This window comes from Thomasclavelia spiroformis DSM 1552 (assembly GCF_025149465.1).
In the GTDB taxonomy this organism is placed as follows: domain Bacteria; phylum Bacillota_I; class Bacilli_A; order Erysipelotrichales; family Coprobacillaceae; genus Thomasclavelia; species Thomasclavelia spiroformis.
Map to the genome: position 1 here is coordinate 429,410 of NZ_CP102275.1, position 19,813 is coordinate 449,222.

Genomic DNA, 19,813 nt, shown 5'->3' on the forward strand with positions numbered 1-19,813 from the left:
AAATAAATAATGATATCGAGGTGTCATAATGCATAGATTTAAACGGGTTGTTATAAAATTTTTTTCATCTCAAGGAAATTTATTTCGTTACTCTTCTAGTTTTTGTATGTTACTAGGATTGTTACCAGGTTTGATTATTGTATTGAGAATTTTTCAAAATGAAATATTAAATAATCCTAAATTAGTTGAGTTTTTATATTGGTATTTACCAAAAGAATTAATTTCTCCGTTTATCGAATATGTTTTATCAAAACATTATGATACGTATTTATCGTTAATAATCTCGATGGGATTATCAATTTATTTAGCTAGTAATGCAATTTATTCATTTATGTTGATTTCAAAGGATGATGAAGATTTTAATACTTATAATATTTTGATTAGAATTAAAGCAATTATAATGTTTATATCGTTGATTATAGGCTTAATATTATTGGCATTTATTAATTATTTTACAAGAAGTATAATTGTTATTGGAATAGGTTTTTTGGTATTGTTTTATTTTTTTTATCGTTTTTTATCTTTTGAAAAAAGATTTATTACTTATGGAATAGTTGGTTCGTTATTTACATGTATCGGTATAATGATTGTTGGTATCGGATTTATATATTTTATAGATAATTATACAAGATATGATGTTTTGTATGGACCATTAGCTAGCATTGTAGTTTTATTAATTTCAATTTATTTAATTTCTAGTATTATTTATTTTGGATATTGTTTGAATCATGAATATACTAAATATGTAAAAAAACCTGAATATAAGGGATCATGGTATTATAATAGTGGTAGTTGGGTAATTAGAAAAGTTATTAAATTTATAAATAGTTTAAAAAATGGACTTTAGTATAAAGTCTATTTTTTATTGATAGATTAAAATTCTTTTATCCGTGTATTAAACATGTTAGAATGGTAGCGGAGGAATATTATGCAGCGATATTTTATAGATGAAGATTTAAAAGATAAAGATTGTTTGATATTAACAGGTAATGATTTACATCATTTGAAAAATGTTATGAGAAGTAAAAATGGTGAAAAGATTATTTGTATTGATATAAATGGTATGGTTTATCTTTGTGTACTAGATGATTTGGATCAAGGATTGATCAAGATTGTTGAGGAATTGGATGAAAATAATGAATTGGATGTTGAGGTTACTTTAGTTTATGCTTTACCTAAAGGTGATAAATTTGAATTGGTTTTACAAAAAACAACAGAACTAGGAGTTAGTAGAATTGTTCCTTTAATTACAAGACGATGTGTTGTTAAAAGTGATAAAGCAAAATTTTCTAAAAAACTAACTCGTTATGAAAAAATCTTAAAAGAAGCTACGCAACAGTCAAGAAGAAATAAAGTTCCAGAAATAGTTAATGTAATAAAATTAGATGAACTTAAAGAATATTTAGGTGACTATAATTTAGTTGCCTATGAAGAAAAGGCAAAAAATGATACCGATTTTGCATTAAAAGAATGTTTGAAACAATTGAATCCTGGTGATAAAATAACAATTATTGTAGGCAGTGAAGGTGGTTTTGATTATGAAGAAATTAGTATGATGGAATCAATGAATATAAATGCTTGTTCTTTAGGAAAAAGAATTTTAAGAAGCGAAACTGCACCATTGTACTTATTAAGTGTTATTGGTTTTGCTAGGGAGATTGGTAAATGAAAGTATTAAAGTTATTATATAAGTATCGTTATGAAGTGAAATTAAATAAAACGAAATTATTTGAATTTGTTAATAATGGTAGTAAAGAAATTGAACAAGAAGGTTTCGTTTATAAAGTTAAAAATCCATGGGATTTATTTGCTTATGAAGTTATTTTAAAAGGTATTAGAGCAAAAAAAGAAATTGATCAATGTTATAATAATTTTATAGCTAATAACTATGATTTATTTGAACATATCAATTATAAACAACGACAAAGTATTTTTAAGTATGATATAAATAAGATTACAAAAGATCTCATAAATTTTGTTGATCGTAATAGTAAGGAAATTATCCATATACCATACTTAGAGCCATTTATAAATAAATATTATCTTAATGATTATATGTTGGTAACATTAAAACATCATATACAATATATTAATGATTTTTCTAAAGATATTGATATTTTTATTAAATTATATGATATGCAACCATATGAATCAGATTTTTCTTCTTTACAGCTAGTGGGTAAAGATCAAGAAAATGAATATTTATATCATGATGATTTTAAAGTGGTTTATCAATTTAAGAATAATAAAATAGTAAATGAAATATGTTTAGTTGATAAGTATACAAAAAAATATCCTGATTTACAAAATATTAAAGATGTAATTGATAAAATTATTAAGCAAGAAGATGATGAAAATATTTTAGAATATTTATATGAACATGAATTAATTGGGGAAAAGACCCATAAAAAAATAAAAAGAAAATTAAAATAGGTGAGTAAATGAAAACAATAGCATTTCATACATTAGGTTGTAAAGTAAATACATATGAATCAAATGCAATGTTAAAAATATTTAACGAAGCAGGTTATCAAGAAGTTGATTTTAAAGAAATTGCAGATGTATATGTAATAAATACATGTACTGTCACTAATACAGGTGATAGTAAATCAAGACAGATGATTCGTAAAGCAATTCGTAAAAATCCTCAAGCTACAGTGTGTGTAGCTGGGTGTTATAGTCAAATAGCACCAGAAGAAATTGAACAAATTGAAGGGGTTGGAGTTGTTTTAGGAACTCAACATCGAAAAGATATTGTTAAATATGTTGATGAATATTTGAAAACAGGGAAACCGGTTATTAAAGTTGATAATGTTATGAACTTGAAAAAGTTTGAGGATTTAAATATTGATCGTTTTAAAAATACTAGAGCTTTTTTAAAGATCCAAGATGGGTGTAATAATTTTTGTACATATTGTATTATCCCATATGCGCGGGGTAGGGTTCGCTCAAGGGATAAAGATAGTGTTTTAAATCAAGCCAAAACCCTGGTGGCTAATGGTTATGTTGAAATTGTTTTGACAGGAATTCATACAGCAGGGTATGGAGAAGACTTGGATAATTATAGTTTTTATGATTTATTAGTTGATTTGGTTAAAATAGATGGTCTTAAAAGATTAAGAATATCTTCAATTGAGACGAGTCAGATTAGTGATGAAATAATTAATTTGATTGGCTCTAATGATATAATTGTTGATCATTTACATATTCCATTACAATCAGGTTGTGATGCTACATTAAAGAGAATGAATCGTAAATATACAACAAGTCAATATTTAGAAAAAATTAATAAAATTCGTAATTATCTACCCAATATTGCTTTTACTACGGATGTGATTGTTGGATTTCCAGGTGAAAGTGACGAGGAATTTGAAGAGACTTATAATTTTATTAAAGAAGTTAATTATAGTGAATTACATGTATTCCCTTATTCACTGCGTAGAAATACACCTGCAGCTAAGATGAAAGATCAAGTAGATGATAAAATTAAACATGAAAGAGTTAATAGATTGTTAGAGTTATCAAAGAAATTAAATCGTGATTTTGCTTTAAAACAAATAGGTAAGATTTTAAAAGTATTATTTGAAAAGAGAGATGGTGATTATCTAGTAGGTCATGCTAGTGATTATTTAAAAGTTAAAGTAAAAACTACTGATAATTTGATCGGTGAAATTGTTGAAGTTAAAATTAATAATTATGAAGGGATATTGGAAGGAAGTGTAGTTTAATGAAGCGTTTGAATGAATTGTATGATATTGATAATGATATGAAAATTTATTCAATTCATAGTGATTCACGTTATGTTAAACCTTATTCAATTTTCTTTTGTATAGAAGGATTAAGTGTAGATGGTCATCGATATATTGATGATGCGATTTTTCAAGGTGCTAAAGTAATTGTTCATTCTAAAGAATTATTAGAAAAGAAAAATGGGATTATCTATATTTTAGTTGAAAATACTTTAGAAGAGTTAAATCGTGTATCTAATATTTTTTATGACTATCCTAGTAATAAAATGAAAATAATAGGTGTTACTGGAAGTAGTGGGAAAACAGTGGTAGCCTCTATGATTAAGGATGCAATGTCTAGATATTGTAATACTGGCTATATCGGTACTATTTCGCTTGAGTATAATGGTTTTAAAGAAGATTGTCCATATACAACACCAGAGACTTTATATTTGCAACGTAAATTGTATAAGATGAATCGTGGTGGTGTAAAGGTTGTAGCAATGGAGGCATCGAGTCATGGCTTAGCATTAGGAAGGGTTGATAGTGTAAATTTTAGTGTTGCGGTAATGACTAATATTGGAGCTGAACACTTAGATTTTCATGGTACTAGAGAACAATATATTTTAGCTAAACAAAAATTATTTGAAATGATTAAACCTAGTGGATGGGTAGTTTTAAATAGTGATGATGAAAATTTTTTAAGAATTAAAAATAGTACTAAAGGGAAGATATTAACATATGGAATTAATAATCAAAGTGATGTGATGGCTAAAAGCTTTAGGCTATTTTTAGATCATAGTGAATTTGATTTGAGTTTTAAAGGAAACACTTATCACGTATCTTCACCAGTATTAGCAAAGTTTAATATTTATAATGTTTTAGCTTTAGTTTGTACTTTAATCGCAATGGGATGTGATGAAAAAATGGTTTTACAGGCAGTAAAGGAAGTAAAGCCGGTAGAAGGAAGAATGGAATTAATTAAAGCTAAACAGAATTTTTCGGTAATTATTGATTATTGTCAGCATATTAATAATTATGAACAAATTTTTGAGTTTGTAGATAGTGTTAGACAAAATAAAGGACGTTTAATAGCTGTATTAGGGGCACCAGGGAAACGAAATTATAAAATGCGTAGAGAAATAGGTAAAGTTGCAAATAAGTATCTAGATCATGTAATATTAACACAATTAGATGATCGAGGTGAAAATGTTTATGATATTTGTAAAACAATTCAAGCAGAAATAGTTGATATTAGTAGTGTTATTATTCCCTCACGACAAGTTGCCATCGAACAAGCAATCGAAATAGCTTGTAAGGATGATATTATTTTGATTTTGGGTAAAGGACATGAAAAATTTATTTCACTTGAAGTAGGTCATGTCGATTATCCAGGAGATAGTACAATTGTAAAAGAAGCAATTGAACGTATATATGGAGAAAATGATTAATAATAAGATCATATACTTGGTAAACTCATTAATAATGCAAAAAAATATTGCTTGAATATACATTGATCCGGTATGGGTTAGTTATTATAAAAAGTGTTTGATTCTGATGTTAAGCTATGCATCGTTATTAGCTTTTCGTTAGGTACTAATACTGGTATTGTTAAAGCTTTTTAATAAAAAATGTAATTGATAATAGTATTACAGTTGAAATTGTGACATTAATGAAAAAGATAGCTAGAATAAGTTAAGATAAATGTTTTGGGCAGTATTTATAATATTAATGATTTGAAATTGGTAGTAAGAAAATTAAGATTATTATTTGTAAGTAAAAGGATATAGTGATTTATATAAAATAGCACTTAAACTCAAATGAGCATAAGTGCTATTTTTGATATAATTAGATTATATAAAATATAAAAATAATGGAACCAAATTAATTGATTAAAAATTCTTATTATAATACATTTTAATAAAAATTTTCACAAGATTTTTTACAGTTGTTCTTATAGATGATTCAAGATATCATTCGTAGAAATTATGAAAGGAATTAATACTTCAAAGTATTTTAACTGCCATCATAGAGATAGAGGCTATGGCTTTAATATGATTTACAGATTACATTAAAAAGATGAAAAAGAAGGAAATATCAATTTTCTAAAAAGCTAAATAAAAACATGTAAAGTAAAAAAGTTATCTAAATATATTATTTTAGGTAAAAAAAGGGGTAACGTCTAAAGATTAAAAATCTTTATTCGTTACAGCCCTTATATTATCACTTATTCTTTTGTTTTATAAAGTTTATTCATTTTATTATTAGCTACTACAAAGTGTAATGTGATATATGCTAATTCATCATCATCAAATGATAAGTTTGTTTCTTGTTTTATAATTTTATTTAAAACCTTACTATAATTAAATTCTTCTTGATGACGTCTAATAATTTCATCTTTCAAAGGATTCTTAATAGTTTGGACATTTGATAATCTTTCAAGTGCAGGTTCCAAATGTAATCCAATAGCAACAAATAGTTTATCATCTTTTCTAAAGTCTTTATTATATTCTTTATAAATACAAGTCATTGTTTCATCAATGATTTTATAGATACTATCATCTAATAAATCATATCCAGAGTTTATTTCTAAATCTAATTTTTGATTTTTAGTTAAATACATCGATACTAGAGATATCTCATCTTCTGGGAATTCGATATTGAATTGTTTTGAAAGGTGATTACATATTTTTTTTGCACAAGTATAGCTATCTTCTTGTTTATATGAAGCAATTTGTCCATTGCTTAAAGGTATATAACTATCAGATTGTAATCTGATAATAGCAATGCTTAAATGAACAGCTAAATTTTTTATTGAATTAGTAGAAAGTGTCAATTTAAGGTCATCTATAGTATTTTTTATAATATTTGAAATAATTGTTTGAATTTGTTCAAAATCAATATTTGTATTGGATGTTGAAGTCATTTTTATTCCTCCTGATAACTTAGCTATAACTATATAATATTTTTAAAAAAAAATCTACTATTAAATTTATTTATTTTTTTAAAAAGCTAAGTTAATTAGCAATAATATTTAAAATTATGATGCAATAAAATCTTTTTTGTAAGCGTTAATCAGGTATCGATTTTAATGCTTGTTATGAGGTAAATTAAATTTGTAGAAAATAATTTGTTTTTTTGGTGCAAACTACTTGAATTGTAAAAACAAAATATAATATAATGCAAGCGTGGATAACAGAGGAAGATATATTTTTCCTATATAGTGTGTGTTATTCTTAAAATATTAATGCTTTGTGACGAGTGGCAATAATAGTTTAAATGATATCCCTTGCAAAACGATTGACTATTATTTAAAACTTTGTAAAAGCTTAACTAACAGTTATTTAAAATTTCGAGGAGGAAAAAAAGACATGTTAAAAAAAGAACAATGGAATGGTTTTAAAGGTAGACTTTGGAAAGAAGAAATCAATGTTCGTGATTTTATCCAAAATAACTATAAACCATACTATGGTGATGAATCATTCTTAGCTGGTCCTACAGAAGCTACAAATAAATTATGGGGGAAATTACAAGAACTTCAAAAAGAAGAACGTGCTAAAGGTGGAGTTCTTGATATGGAAACACATGTTGTTTCTGGGTTAACTTCTTATGGTCCTGGATATATTGATGAAGAACTTAAAGATTTAGAAAAGGTAGTTGGATTACAAACTGACAAACCATTAAAAAGAGCATTTATGCCTTTTGGTGGAATCAAAATGGCTGAACAAGCTTGTGAAACATATGGATATACACCAGATCCTGAATTACACAAGATTTTTACTGAATATCATAAAACTCATAACCAAGGAGTTTTCGATGTTTATACACCTGAAATTAGATTAGCTCGTCGTAATAAAATTATTACTGGTTTACCAGATACTTATGGACGTGGACGTATCGTTGGTGATTATCGTCGTGTTGCTTTATATGGTATTGATGAATTAATCGCATTTAAACAACATGATTTAGCTGTTTGTGGTAGTGGTTCAATGACAGAAGATATCATTCGTCGTCGTGAAGAAATCGCTGAACAAATTAGAGCATTAAATGGTATGAAAAAAATGGCTGAAATCTATGGCTATGATATTTCTGAACCTGCAAAAAATGCTCATGAAGCAGTTCAATGGTTATATTTTGGTTATTTAGCTGCAATTAAAACTCAAAATGGTGCGGCTATGTCAGTTGGACGTGTTTCTACTTTCTTAGATATCTATATTGAAAGAGATTTAGAAGCTGGAGTTATTACAGAAGAAGAAGCTCAAGAATTAATCGATCATTTTGTAATGAAATGTAGAATGGTTAAATTTGCACGTATTCCATCATATAATCAATTATTCTCAGGCGATCCAGTTTGGGCAACATTGGAAGTAGCTGGTATTGGTTCTGATGGTCGTTCAATGGTAACTAAAAACGATTTCCGTTTCTTACACACATTAGAAAATATGGGACCTTCTCCTGAACCAAACTTAACAGTATTATATTCTTCTAGATTACCAGAAAACTTTAAGAAATATACTTCAAAAATTTCAATTGATACAAGTTCAGTACAATATGAAAATGACTGTGTAATGCGTCCAGTATGGGGAGATGATTATTCAATTTGCTGTTGTGTATCTGCAACTCAAACTGGTAAAGAAATGCAATTCTTTGGAGCTCGTGCTAACTTAGCTAAATGCTTATTATATGCTATCAATGGTGGTATCGATGAAAAAACTAAGACACAAGTTGCTCCAGAATATCGTCCAATCACTTCTGAATATTTAGATTATGATGAAGTAATGAGAGCTTATGATCAAATGATGGATTGGTTAGCTGATATTTATGTAAATACACTTAACTTAATTCAATATATGCATGATAAATATTACTATGAAGCAGCTGAAATGGCATTAATTGATACTGATGTAAGACGTACATTTGCTACAGGTATTGCTGGATTCTCTCATGTTGTTGACTCATTAAGTGCAATTAAATATGCAAAAGTTAAAACAATTCGTGATGAAGATGGCGTTGTAGTTGATTATGAAACTGAAGGAGATTTCCCACGTTATGGTAATGATGATGATCGTGCTGATGATATTGCAGTATGGTTATTACAAACATTCTTAGAAAAAATCAAAAAACATCATACTTATCGTAATTCAGAACCAACTACTTCTATCTTAACAATTACTTCTAACGTTGTTTATGGTAAAGCTACTGGTTCATTACCTGATGGACGTAAAGCTGGTGAACCATTATCACCAGGTGCTAACCCAGCTTATGGTGCTGAACAATCTGGTTTATTAGCTTCATTAAACTCTGTTGCTAAATTACCATATGAATGGGCATTAGATGGTATTTCAAATACACAAACAATTAGTCCTGATACTTTAGGTCATGATGATGAAGAACGTAAAAATACTTTAGCAAGAGTATTAGACGGATACTTTGATCAAGGTGCACATCACTTAAACGTTAACGTATTTGGAACTGAAAAATTAATCGATGCTATGGAACATCCAGAAAAAGAAGAATATGCAAACTTTACAATTCGTGTATCTGGATATGCTGTTAAATTTATCGATTTAACTCGTGAACAACAATTAGATGTTATTTCAAGAACTTGCCATAAATCAATGTAATAATTTCTTGAATTAATCAAACAGCCTCTTTAATCAAGAGGCTGTTTTAATGAAAATAAATATTTTATCAAATTATAAAAGGAGTGAAAAATATGGAAAATAAAGTTGTAGGTGCCATCCACTCAATTGAAAGTTTTGGATCGGTAGATGGGCCTGGTGTTCGTTACATTTTATTTTTACATGGTTGTCCATTGCGTTGTAAATATTGCCATAATCCAGATACTTGGGCAAATAGTAAAGAAACGATGGAAATGACGCCACAAGAAGCATTAGAAAAAGCATTAAAGTATAAGACCTATTGGGGTAATGAAGGTGGAATTACAATTAGTGGTGGAGAACCATTATTACAAATTGATTTTCTAATTGAGTTATTTAAATTAGCTAAAAAAGAAGGTGTTAATACTTGTATTGATACTAGTGGTGCTAATTTTACTCGTGAAGAACCATTTTTTAATAAATTTAATGAATTAATGAAATACACTGATTTGTTATTATTAGATATTAAACATATTGATAGTCAAAAACATAAAGAGTTAACAGGAAAACCAAATGATAATATCTTAGATATGGCAAAATATCTTTCTGATATAAATAAATCTGTATGGATTCGTCATGTACTTGTTCCAGGAATAAGTGATGTTGATGAATATTTGATTGAACTTGATAAATTTATTAGTAGTTTAAACAATGTTAAAAAGGTTGAAGTTTTACCATATCATACTTTAGGTACATTTAAATGGGAGGAGTTAAATATTCCATATCAATTAGAAGGTGTCAATCCACCTTCTCAAGAAAGAGTAGATAACGCAAATAAATTATTACATGTAGATAATTATAAATAATTTGAATAGTTCTTACTTTAATAAAAGTAGGAACTTTTTTATTTAAAAAACTATTGGTTATTGAAACCAATAGTCATTATAAGTATATTTAAAAACACGATAGAGAAATTTACCTCCAGTTGTTGTAAATTTTTTGATTAATGAACCAGATTTATCGTATTCAAACCATGTCATTGCCATACCACTATCAATAATAACATTATTATCTATTTCTTGAACACTACTAACATATCCAGAATATTCAGCTGGAATATCGGCAATAAGCTCAAAAGTTTTAGTATTTTCATCGATTAAATATTTATAGTAATGAGAAACACCATCTTTAGAATCATAAGATACATTTGTATAATTAGGATCTTCTTTCCAATTATAGTCGGGTCTTGTTGTACTAACAGCAATATTATTATTGTATAAGTATAAATAATATTGACCATCACTTAAAGAACTATCAGTTGCGTAAGTGACACAATGTTGACCTGCTTGGAGTGAAAAATCATTAGCATTTGTTAATAGAAGATTATCATATCCACTTTCTTGCCAGAAATTATCTGATCCAATCATATAATCAACAGATGGCTCACTATAAATATCATTAATTTTAATAATAGTAGATGTTTCTCTCGAACTAATAATTAAACTATCGTTATTGATTAATTCTAATGAATTAATATGCATCCAATCAAGATTATCAGCAGATTTAGGTTTTGATGTTAATTTATAATAATCTGGGAATAAATCAATTAAATTAATTAATTCAGATATTTCGCCACTATCATGATCAATCATGATAATTTTATCTTCACTTGTTTCGGTATCTTTCTTTGAAGCTAATACAATTAGATTTTTATTGTCGTCAAAAATATAGTCATGATGCAATTTATAATCACCAGTATCATAAATAGTAGAGACATAACCAGTTTGATTAATTCCAACAATCTTTGTACTCGAAACACTTATATACATCGTATTATCATCAAAAAGACAACGATGACTACGATATGAAATAATTGGAATTTCACTTCGAATAATTCCATAGTTATCATAAAGACGCATGTATGCAAGAGTATCACTATCTTCTGTTACATCATTACCTAATACTGTATATAGACCATTTGTAAGAGAAGCATTAGTATCATATGTTTCAGTTTCAACAGTTATATATTCATTACCTCCTAATAAATCAGGTGCTTGATACGACCAAGTTAATGTATCAACTTCATTGCCTTGGGTATCATGTAATGTAACAGTAATTATGTTTTTTTCACTAGGAATTGAACCAACTAATAGGTATTCATGTTCTTTAGTATATCCACTAGATGTATTGGTGTTTAAAGTTTGTGTGAAGTCTTCATAGCCATTGCAACTAATTGTATAAGTTGCTTGATAATCTTTATCGGTTGTAAAGTACATATATACCCCTGTAGTATTTGTTCCATAAGGGTTTTCGATTAATAATGGTTCTTTGAATGTATAATTATTCTTTTGTTTGGCTCTATCTATTTGTTGTTGGATTTTATTTTGATATTTTTCGCTATAGATTGTTTTTGGTTCGGTTGTTGTATCGTTCATTTCTAGATAAAGTATACTGTTTTTATCGTTACTAGAAGCTTTTGTAATCATTCTATTATTATTATTATAAAAATAGATAAGAATTAAACTAATTATTGATAATGTTATAATTAAGTATTTTATTTTTTTCATATTTTCCTCCATTTCCGTCCACTTTCGTCGGTAGGACACAAACATGTGATAAAAATTTTAATTTATCATTAATCTAAATAATTTTAGGATATTACTATTCAATTTGTTTTTTTCACAAGTAATATCTACTATTTCTTTATTTTTTCGATTAATAACAAATTTTATTTTCACACTTACTTTCCTATAAATAAATTATTATATACATTTATGTGAAAATTATTGAATAAATTAAAATAATTAACAAATTCTTATAAAAATATTATTTTTTTTTAAAGAATTAATTTAATGTAGAAATTTTAGAGTAAAAAGGAGATGTGTTTATTAAATAATTTTATTAATAAAAAAAGTAAAATAACTTATAAAAAGCTATTTTACTTTAATTGATATTTTATGGAATTAAAATATTAATTGCTTTATGAATAACTTGAATAGTTACTGGCAATAATGAACCTTCTTCACCATCTATATCAATTATCACATCTTGTTTACTAGAAATTTCTATTTTTTTAGCCTGATAATATGAAATAAAAGGGCTGTTAGCATGTTTTTTTAAAATATAATCTTTAGAAAGTGCTACTAGATCAGTGATGGAACATTTTTTTATAATAATTAAATCCAATAAACCATCTTGAATATCAGCTAAAGGAATGATATTTTCAAAACCACCTACACGATTAGTGTTTGTAATCATAAACATCTTAGCTTCCTCTTTGATTACATTTACATCATCAAGTACAATTTTAAGATTAATATTTGTATTTAATTGATTAGGTAAGTTTGCAAGTCCATTAAGATAATATGCTAAAGGACCTAATCTTTTCTTTTCATTTTTACTAACAGTAAAAGAAATATCACTAAACATTCCTCCTGCAGCTACATTCATGAAATAATGATTATCAATTTTACCCACATCACAGCATATAGTATTAAAATTATTAATTAAATTACATATATCATCAATATTAGTAGGAAGGTTTAAATAATTTGCAAAATCATTAACAGTGCCAGCGGCTAAAATACAAAGTGGAATAGTTTTATTGCTTTCTACCATGCCACTTACAACTTCATTGATAGTTCCATCTCCACCTACTACAGTGATAAAATCATAATTTGTTTCTTTGCATTTTAAGGCTTTATAATAACCATCATCCTTTTTTGCAGTGAAAAAAACATCAATGTGATTAACTATTTTTTTTAAGGTTAATTGACCAATTAATTTATCTAAATTATTTTGTATTGATCGTTGACCAGATGATGGATTAATAATAAATAGACAACGTTTCATATTTTTATTCTTTAACTAATTCTTTAATAATCTCTACTGCTTGTTTCATCATTGTAAGTGATACAAATTCAAAAGGACCATGATAATTTTCACCACCTGTACCAATATTTGGACAAGGTAATCCCATAAATGTTAAACGTGCTCCATCGGTTCCGCCTCTAATTGGACTAGCATAGCCGTCTATTCCTACTTTTTTCATTGCTGTTTGTAGTTTTTCAATGATATAGTAATTTTCTTTGATTATTTCAGCCATATTTAAATATGATTCATTAATGGTTAATTTAATTGCATCATAACCATATTTATCATTTAAATATGTTTTAATTCTTTCAAAATCTGCAATTTGCTTTTTAGCTAATTGTAAATCATGATTTCTAATAATATATTCTAATTTAGCTTTTTCGCAGTTACCTTCTAGATGATGTAAATGATTGAAACCATCATAACCATCAGTATAGTAAGGTTTTTTGTCTTCTGGTAACATATTTTCAAATTCGATTGCTAAATTGATTGCACTTACCATTTTATTTTTAGCATTACCAGGATGAATTGATTTACCAGTAATTTCAACATCAGCACTATATGCATTAAAATTTTCATAATTATATTCAGCTATATCTCCACCATCTACAGTATAGGCGTATTTAGCATTGAATTTTTTTACATTAAAATTATCTGTTCCACGTCCAACTTCTTCATCAGGTGTAAAAGCGATTTTAATATCGTTATGTTTGATTTCAGGATGATGATATAAGTAATCAGCAAGATCCATAATTATTGCTACACCGGCTTTATCATCAGCACCTAATAATGTAGTACCATCAGTTGTTATTAGATCATGTCCAATCATTTTTTTTAAACTTGTAAATTCTTCAGGATTTAATAATAATCCTAATTCTTTATTTAATTCAATAATTGAACCATCATAGTTAGTTATTTTTTGTGGTTTGATATCTTTACCGCTAGCATCTGGTGATGTGTCCATATGGGCAATAAATCCAATAATATCACCTGTACCTCCATTACCTTTAATAGTTCCATAAACAATACCATATTCATCTAAATGAGCATCATCAATTCCAATTTCTAACATTTCTTTGACTAACGCTTTTCCTAATTCTAATTGTTTTAATGTTGATGGAGTAGTGTTTGAGTACTCATCAGATTGTGTGTCATAGCTGACATATTTTAAAAATCTTTCTTCAATATTCATATTTTTTCTCCTTTAACTCTAATACTTTAATTATACTCAATATTATTGATTAAACAACCTTGACTCTTTACTATTTAATTTTTCTAGTTTAAAATAATGTATATTTAAAAAAACACTAAATATTTTGATAGTGATATTATAATTATCCTAAAAATTAAGTTTTTTTAAATATTATTAAATAGTGAAATGGAGAATGTAATGGCAAAATTTTATGCGGTAAAAATAGGGAGAAAACCTGGAATTTACAATTCTTGGGATGAATGTAAAATGCAAGTAGATAAGTTTAAAGGGGCTGTTTATAAATCATTTAGTAATAAAGAAGATGCTCTTATGTTTATTGAAGAAAAGAAAGTACATTTTAATAATGGATTAATTGCATATGTTGATGGTAGTTATAATGTTAAAACTAAAGAATATGGATTTGGTTGTGTGATTATTGAAGGACAACAGGTTATAAAAGAAATGTATGGTAAAGGCAATGATGAAAATTACGTTTCTATGCGTAATGTGGCTGGAGAAATTTTAGGAAGCATCTGTGCTATGGAGTATGCTAATAGTAATGGATATAAACAAATTTGCATTTATTATGATTATGAAGGAATTGAAAAATGGGCTAATGCTACGTGGAAAGCTAATAAAAAAGGAACTCAAGAATATCAAAAAAAAGTTTCTAAATATCGTGAAAATTTAGAAATTATCTTTGTCAAAGTACTAGCTCATAGTGGAGATTTTTATAATGAAAAGGCAGATATGTTGGCTAAAAAGGCGGTAGGGATTAATGGTTAAAAAAATAAAAATGACAAAAGGACAATATCGTAAATTATCTAAATCATGGTTAGGAATAATTGTAATTTTAGGTATTTTAGGTTTTAATTTTTATCAGGAATATAAACCAGTATCAGGTTCAGAGCGCTTTGAAGTGACATTGAATCAATGTGTTGATGGAGATACGGCATGGTTTGATATTGATGGAAAAAAAACTAAAGTAAGATTTTTATATATTGACACACCTGAATCAACGAATCAAATTGAACCATATGGAAAGGAAGCAAGTGATTATACAAAAGAACAATTATCTAACGCAAACACGATTGAATTAGAGTTAAATAACGATGGAGATAGTGAAGATAAATATGGAAGATTATTAGCTTGGGTATTTGTTGATGGTGAATTGTTACAGAAAAAATTGGCTCAAGAAGGCCTAGCTGAAAAGTTTTATGATTATGGCTATGATTATACTTATAGTGAGCTTATTATTAATGCAGATAAGGAAGCAAGGATGGAGAATAGGGGAATTTATAGTGAAAATTAAGTTGCACTTTTTAGTTATAAATTTAGTGTTTTTAAAAAATATTGGATAGTTATAAAGAAAAAAATAAAATTTTTAAAAAATTTTTTTACTAATAAAATTCTGTATAATCGTATACAATTAGCGGTTTTTTTGGAATTTTAATCGTTTAATCAGGAAGCTAAATGTAAAAAAATGTTTGAAATTTGGGCAATTTTAAGGTATTCTTTTAAATATATAGTAAAGGAATAGGTGATTAAATGTTAAGGTATGTTTTAAAAAGGGTGCTAATTGGAATTGTTACTCTGTTTTTACTTTCATCTGCAACATTTTTCTTGATGAAAGCAACACCAGGGTCGCCAATTAGTGGTGAAAAATTTAAAAACGCTGCACAGCGTGAATTGATGATGAAAAAGTATAATTTAGATAAGCCATTATTTGAACAGTATAAAATTTATATGACTGATTTAGTACATGGTGATTTGGGTGAAAGTATAGTACGTTCTGGACGTGAAGTATCAGATACAATCACACAAAGCTTTCCAGTTACTGCTAAATTAGGTTCTATTGCTTTTGCAACAGCAATAATTGTGGGAATTTCTTTAGGAACCGCTGCGGCACTGTCAAAGCAAAAATGGGTTAGTAATGTTTGTATGTTTATTGCAACAATTGGGGTATCTGTACCATCGTTTTTGATAGGAATTTTACTAATTATAATTTTGGGGGTCAATTTGAAAGTCCTGCCTTTTGTAGGATTAGATACACCAGCGAATTATGTATTGCCAGTAATGGCACTTGCTTTTTATCCGATTTCGATGATTTGTCGTTTAACTCGAAGCAGTATGCTTGAAGTTATGAAACAAGATTACATTATTTTAGCTCGTTCAAAAGGAACACCATATAAAAAGGTAATAATTAAACATGCACTTAAAAATGCAATGATACCTGTTATTACTTATGCAGGTCCAGCATTTGCATATATGCTTACAGGAAGTTTCGTAATTGAATCATTGTTTGCAATTCCAGGAATTGGACGTGAAATGGTTTCTAGTATTCAAACGCGTGATTATCCGATGATTATGGGACTTACTATTTTCTTAGGATTTTTAGTTATTACATTTAATATTATTACAGATGTGTTATCAGCAATAGTTGATCCACGTATTAAATTGAAATAAGGAGGGGCAAGATGGAAAGAAATAATGTTATGGACATCGAACTTACTCCTGAAATGTTTGAGAAGTTAGATGATTCAAAAAAGAATAGTGAAAAAATTTCATATGAGAGTAAAACATATTTAGCTGATGCTTGGAATCGTTTTAAATCAAATAAGTTAGCGTTAGTAGGTTTATGCTTTTTAGCGATTATGGCACTTGCATGTATTTTGATTCCAATGTTTTCTCAATATACTTATGATGGACAAGATATGGCAAATACATTTGCTAAACCATCAGCTGAACATTTTTTAGGGACAGATCGCTTTGGCCGTGATGTCTTAGTTAGAATTATGTATGGTGGTAGAATTTCATTAGCTGTAGGTTTTTCTGCTGCTAGTATTTCATTATTAGTAGGAGTTACTTATGGTGCTATTGCCGGATATTTTGGTGGTAAAATCGATATGGTAATGATGCGTATTGTTGATGCTTTATATTCAATTCCTGACATGTTGTATTTAATTATGATTACAGTAGTATTAGGTTCAAATTTCCAATCAATTATTATTGGAATCTGTATTTCTTCATGGATGGGGATGGCAAGACAGGTACGTGCTCAAGTTATGACTTTAAAAGAACAAGAGTTTTCATTAGCTGCATTTGTTTTAGGCGCTAGTAAATCACGTATTTTATTAAAACACTTGATTATAAATAGTATGGGACCTATCATTGTATCATTTTCAATGCTAGTGCCTAGTTCAATTTTCTATGAAGCAACATTAGGTTTCTTAGGAATTGGTCTTTCAGCTCCACAGGCAAGTTGGGGTACGTTGGCTAACGATGCAAGAGCAATGATTAGCTCACAACCGTTACAAGTTGTATGGCCAGTTCTTGCAATCTGTTTAACAATGTTAGCGTTGAATTTTATTGGTGATGGTTTAGGGGATGCCCTTGACCCTAAAAAGAAGTAGGAGGGTAGTCGTAAAATGAAGATGTTAGAAGTTAATAACCTTACTACTGAATTTAGTACAGAAAACGGAACAGTTAAAGCTGTTCGTGATGTGTCTTTTTATGTAGACAAAGGTGAAGTTTTAGGAATTGTTGGTGAATCTGGATCAGGTAAATCACAAACAATGTTTTCAGTCATGGGGTTACTTGCCGCTAATGGTAAAGTAACTAATGGTTCTATTAAAATTGATGGTAAAGAAATTTCGCCATTAAGCTTTGATTCGAATAAAAAATATGAAACTACAATGGATGATATTCGTGGAAATGATATGGCGATGATTTTTCAAGATCCAATGACTTTCTTAAATCCAACTCTTAAAATTGAAACTCAATTAATTGAACCAATTATTAATCATAATCCAGGAATTTCAAAAACAGATGCTCGTAATAAAGCAATTGATTTGATGAAAAAAGTAGGAATTCCTTCTCCAGAAAAACGTATTAGTCAGTATCCACATCAATTTTCTGGTGGAATGAGACAAAGAATTATTATCGCAATTGCACTTGCTTGTGATCCTAAAATTATTATTGCTGATGAACCTACGACAGCATTAGACGTAACTATTCAAGCACAAGTGTTAGAATTGATTAGTAGTTTAAAAGATGAAATTGATTCAGGAATTATTATGATTACTCATGATCTTGGTGTTGTTGCAAGTATTTGTGATCGAATTGCAATTATGTATGGTGGTAAGATTGTAGAAATGGGAACAACAGATGAAATTTTCTATAGTCCAAAACATCCATATACAAAAGGTTTATTATCTTGTATTTCAAATCCTGAAGATACGGAAAGAAAAGAATTACATCCAATTCCAGGGTCACCACCTGATTTATTAAATATTTCTGATGGATGTCCATTTGTAGATCGTTGTGAAGATGCAATGAATATTTGTCCATTAAAAATGGATGAATATCGTGAATATTCAGCTACACATATTTGCTCATGTTGGTTAGGAAATCCAATGGCATTAAAGAAAGGGGAATAAAAGATGAGTGAACCAATTTTAAAAGTAAAGGGTCTTAAAGTACATTTCCCAGTTTCAGGAGGATTTCTTGCTAAAAAACAAATTGTTAAAGCTGTAGATGGCGTTGATTTTGAAATTGCTGAAGGTGAAACATTTGGTTTAGTTGGTGAATCTGGATGTGGGAAAAGTACTACAGGAAGAGCTTTAGTTAAAATTTATGAGCCAACTGCTGGTAGTATAATCTTTGAAGGTGAAGATATTACTAAAATCAAAGGTGCAAAATTAAAGAAATTTAGACAAGATATGCAAATGATCTTTCAAGATCCATATGCAAGTTTAAATCCAAGAATGACTGTTGGTGAAATTATTCGTGAACCAATGGATATTCATGGTATTTTAAATACTAAAGAAGAACGTGAAGCAAGAGTTCGTGAATTATTGGAAATTGTAGGGTTAAAGCCAGATCATATTCGTCGTTACCCTCATGAGTTTTCTGGAGGGCAAAGACAAAGAATTGGAATTGCAAGAACTCTTGCATTAAATCCTAAATTTATTGTTTGTGATGAACCGATTTCAGCTCTTGATGTTTCGATTCAAGCACAAGTTATTAATCTTCTTGAAAAAATCCAAGAAGAAATGGGAATTGCATATTTGTTCATTGCTCACGATTTAAGTATGGTTAAACATATTTCAGATCGTATTGGGGTAATGTATTTAGGAAATATTGTTGAAGTTGGGGAAGCTGATGATGTTTATCATGATCCGTTACACCCATATACACAAGCGTTGTTATCTTCGGTTCCAATTCCGGATCCTAAAACTGCTCGTGTTAAAGAACGTATCGTACTGGAAGGAGAGCTTCCTAGTCCGATAAATCCGCCTAGTGGCTGCGTATTCAGGACACGTTGTCCAAAGGCAACTGAGAGATGTGCGAAAGAAAAACCTACATTGAAAAATGTTGGAAATCGTCAAGTTGCATGTTTCTTATATGATAAATAATTG

General features: G+C 28.4%; 17 protein-coding genes. 13 read left to right on the forward strand and 4 right to left on the reverse strand.

Going from position 1 to position 19,813, the window contains the following annotated elements; genetic code table 11:
• The first annotated feature begins 28 nt into the window (after positions 1-28).
• The 5 genes from NQ543_RS01805 (at position 29) to NQ543_RS01825 (ending at position 5,179) form a co-directional block, all read left to right on the forward strand.
• The gene (locus NQ543_RS01805; RefSeq protein ID WP_039903615.1) at positions 29-847 is read left to right on the forward strand and encodes a YhjD/YihY/BrkB family envelope integrity protein; all 819 of its coding nucleotides are present in this window, start codon (positions 29-31) and stop codon (positions 845-847) included.
• 81 nt (positions 848-928) lie between these two features.
• Positions 929-1,669 (forward strand): RsmE family RNA methyltransferase, encoded by a 741-nt coding sequence (locus tag NQ543_RS01810; protein ID WP_004609019.1) that lies wholly within the window; start codon positions 929-931, stop codon positions 1,667-1,669.
• The gene (locus NQ543_RS01815) at positions 1,666-2,433 is read left to right on the forward strand and encodes a hypothetical protein (RefSeq protein WP_004609020.1); all 768 of its coding nucleotides are present in this window, start codon (positions 1,666-1,668) and stop codon (positions 2,431-2,433) included. Before NQ543_RS01810 ends, NQ543_RS01815 begins: the two co-directional genes overlap by 4 nt.
• A gap of 8 nt (positions 2,434-2,441) precedes the next feature.
• Positions 2,442-3,728, forward strand: a complete 1,287-nt coding sequence (mtaB, locus tag NQ543_RS01820) for a tRNA (N(6)-L-threonylcarbamoyladenosine(37)-C(2))-methylthiotransferase MtaB (RefSeq protein WP_004609021.1) — start codon at positions 2,442-2,444, stop codon at positions 3,726-3,728.
• Entirely contained in the window at positions 3,728-5,179 is a 1,452-nt protein-coding gene (locus NQ543_RS01825; protein ID WP_004609022.1) for a UDP-N-acetylmuramoyl-L-alanyl-D-glutamate--2,6-diaminopimelate ligase, read from the forward strand. Before mtaB ends, NQ543_RS01825 begins: the two co-directional genes overlap by 1 nt.
• A 776-nt stretch (positions 5,180-5,955) precedes the next feature.
• Here the strand turns inward: NQ543_RS01825 and NQ543_RS01830 are convergent.
• Complete coding sequence (locus tag NQ543_RS01830; protein WP_004609023.1) at positions 5,956-6,654, reverse strand: BglG family transcription antiterminator; 699 nt, start codon at positions 6,652-6,654, stop codon at positions 5,956-5,958.
• A 445-nt stretch (positions 6,655-7,099) separates the two neighbouring features.
• Between NQ543_RS01830 and pflB the strand changes: the two genes are divergently transcribed.
• A complete protein-coding gene (gene pflB, locus NQ543_RS01835) occupies positions 7,100-9,352 on the forward strand; it encodes a formate C-acetyltransferase (protein ID WP_039903616.1) in 2,253 nt (750 codons plus the stop codon).
• Positions 9,353-9,444: 92 nt separating this feature from the next.
• Positions 9,445-10,194, forward strand: coding sequence for a pyruvate formate-lyase-activating protein (pflA, locus tag NQ543_RS01840; protein WP_004609025.1), 750 nt, complete (start codon positions 9,445-9,447; stop codon positions 10,192-10,194).
• A 57-nt stretch (positions 10,195-10,251) separates the two neighbouring features.
• Here the strand turns inward: pflA and NQ543_RS01845 are convergent, their stop codons facing one another.
• The 3 genes from NQ543_RS01845 to pepT form a co-directional block, all read right to left on the reverse strand.
• The gene (locus NQ543_RS01845) at positions 10,252-11,895 is read right to left on the reverse strand and encodes an aryl-sulfate sulfotransferase (protein WP_039903618.1); all 1,644 of its coding nucleotides are present in this window, start codon (positions 11,893-11,895) and stop codon (positions 10,252-10,254) included.
• 388 nt (positions 11,896-12,283) lie between these two features.
• Positions 12,284-13,180, reverse strand: a complete 897-nt coding sequence (locus tag NQ543_RS01850; RefSeq protein WP_004609027.1) for a diacylglycerol/lipid kinase family protein — start codon at positions 13,178-13,180, stop codon at positions 12,284-12,286.
• A gap of 4 nt (positions 13,181-13,184) precedes the next feature.
• On the reverse strand, positions 13,185-14,393 hold the full coding sequence (gene pepT / locus NQ543_RS01855; protein ID WP_004609028.1) for a peptidase T: 1,209 nt from the start codon (positions 14,391-14,393) through the stop codon (positions 13,185-13,187).
• A gap of 198 nt (positions 14,394-14,591) precedes the next feature.
• On the opposite strand from pepT, the gene NQ543_RS01860 reads away from it, so the two are divergent.
• From NQ543_RS01860 to NQ543_RS01885, 6 genes are all read left to right on the forward strand, one after another.
• Positions 14,592-15,179, forward strand: a complete 588-nt coding sequence (locus NQ543_RS01860) for a ribonuclease H1 domain-containing protein (protein WP_039903620.1) — start codon at positions 14,592-14,594, stop codon at positions 15,177-15,179.
• Complete coding sequence (locus tag NQ543_RS01865) at positions 15,172-15,705, forward strand: thermonuclease family protein (RefSeq protein ID WP_004609030.1); 534 nt, start codon at positions 15,172-15,174, stop codon at positions 15,703-15,705. The genes NQ543_RS01860 and NQ543_RS01865 overlap by 8 nt, the downstream gene beginning before the upstream one ends.
• A 236-nt stretch (positions 15,706-15,941) precedes the next feature.
• The gene (locus NQ543_RS01870) at positions 15,942-16,859 is read left to right on the forward strand and encodes an ABC transporter permease (RefSeq protein ID WP_004609031.1); all 918 of its coding nucleotides are present in this window, start codon (positions 15,942-15,944) and stop codon (positions 16,857-16,859) included.
• Positions 16,860-16,870: 11 nt separating this feature from the next.
• Positions 16,871-17,806, forward strand: coding sequence for an ABC transporter permease (locus NQ543_RS01875; protein ID WP_004609032.1), 936 nt, complete (start codon positions 16,871-16,873; stop codon positions 17,804-17,806).
• Positions 17,807-17,821: 15 nt separating this feature from the next.
• The gene (locus NQ543_RS01880; protein WP_004609033.1) at positions 17,822-18,832 is read left to right on the forward strand and encodes an ABC transporter ATP-binding protein; all 1,011 of its coding nucleotides are present in this window, start codon (positions 17,822-17,824) and stop codon (positions 18,830-18,832) included.
• Between the two features lie 3 nt (positions 18,833-18,835).
• Positions 18,836-19,810, forward strand: a complete 975-nt coding sequence (locus tag NQ543_RS01885) for an ABC transporter ATP-binding protein (RefSeq protein WP_004609034.1) — start codon at positions 18,836-18,838, stop codon at positions 19,808-19,810.
• Positions 19,811-19,813: the final 3 nt, after the last annotated feature.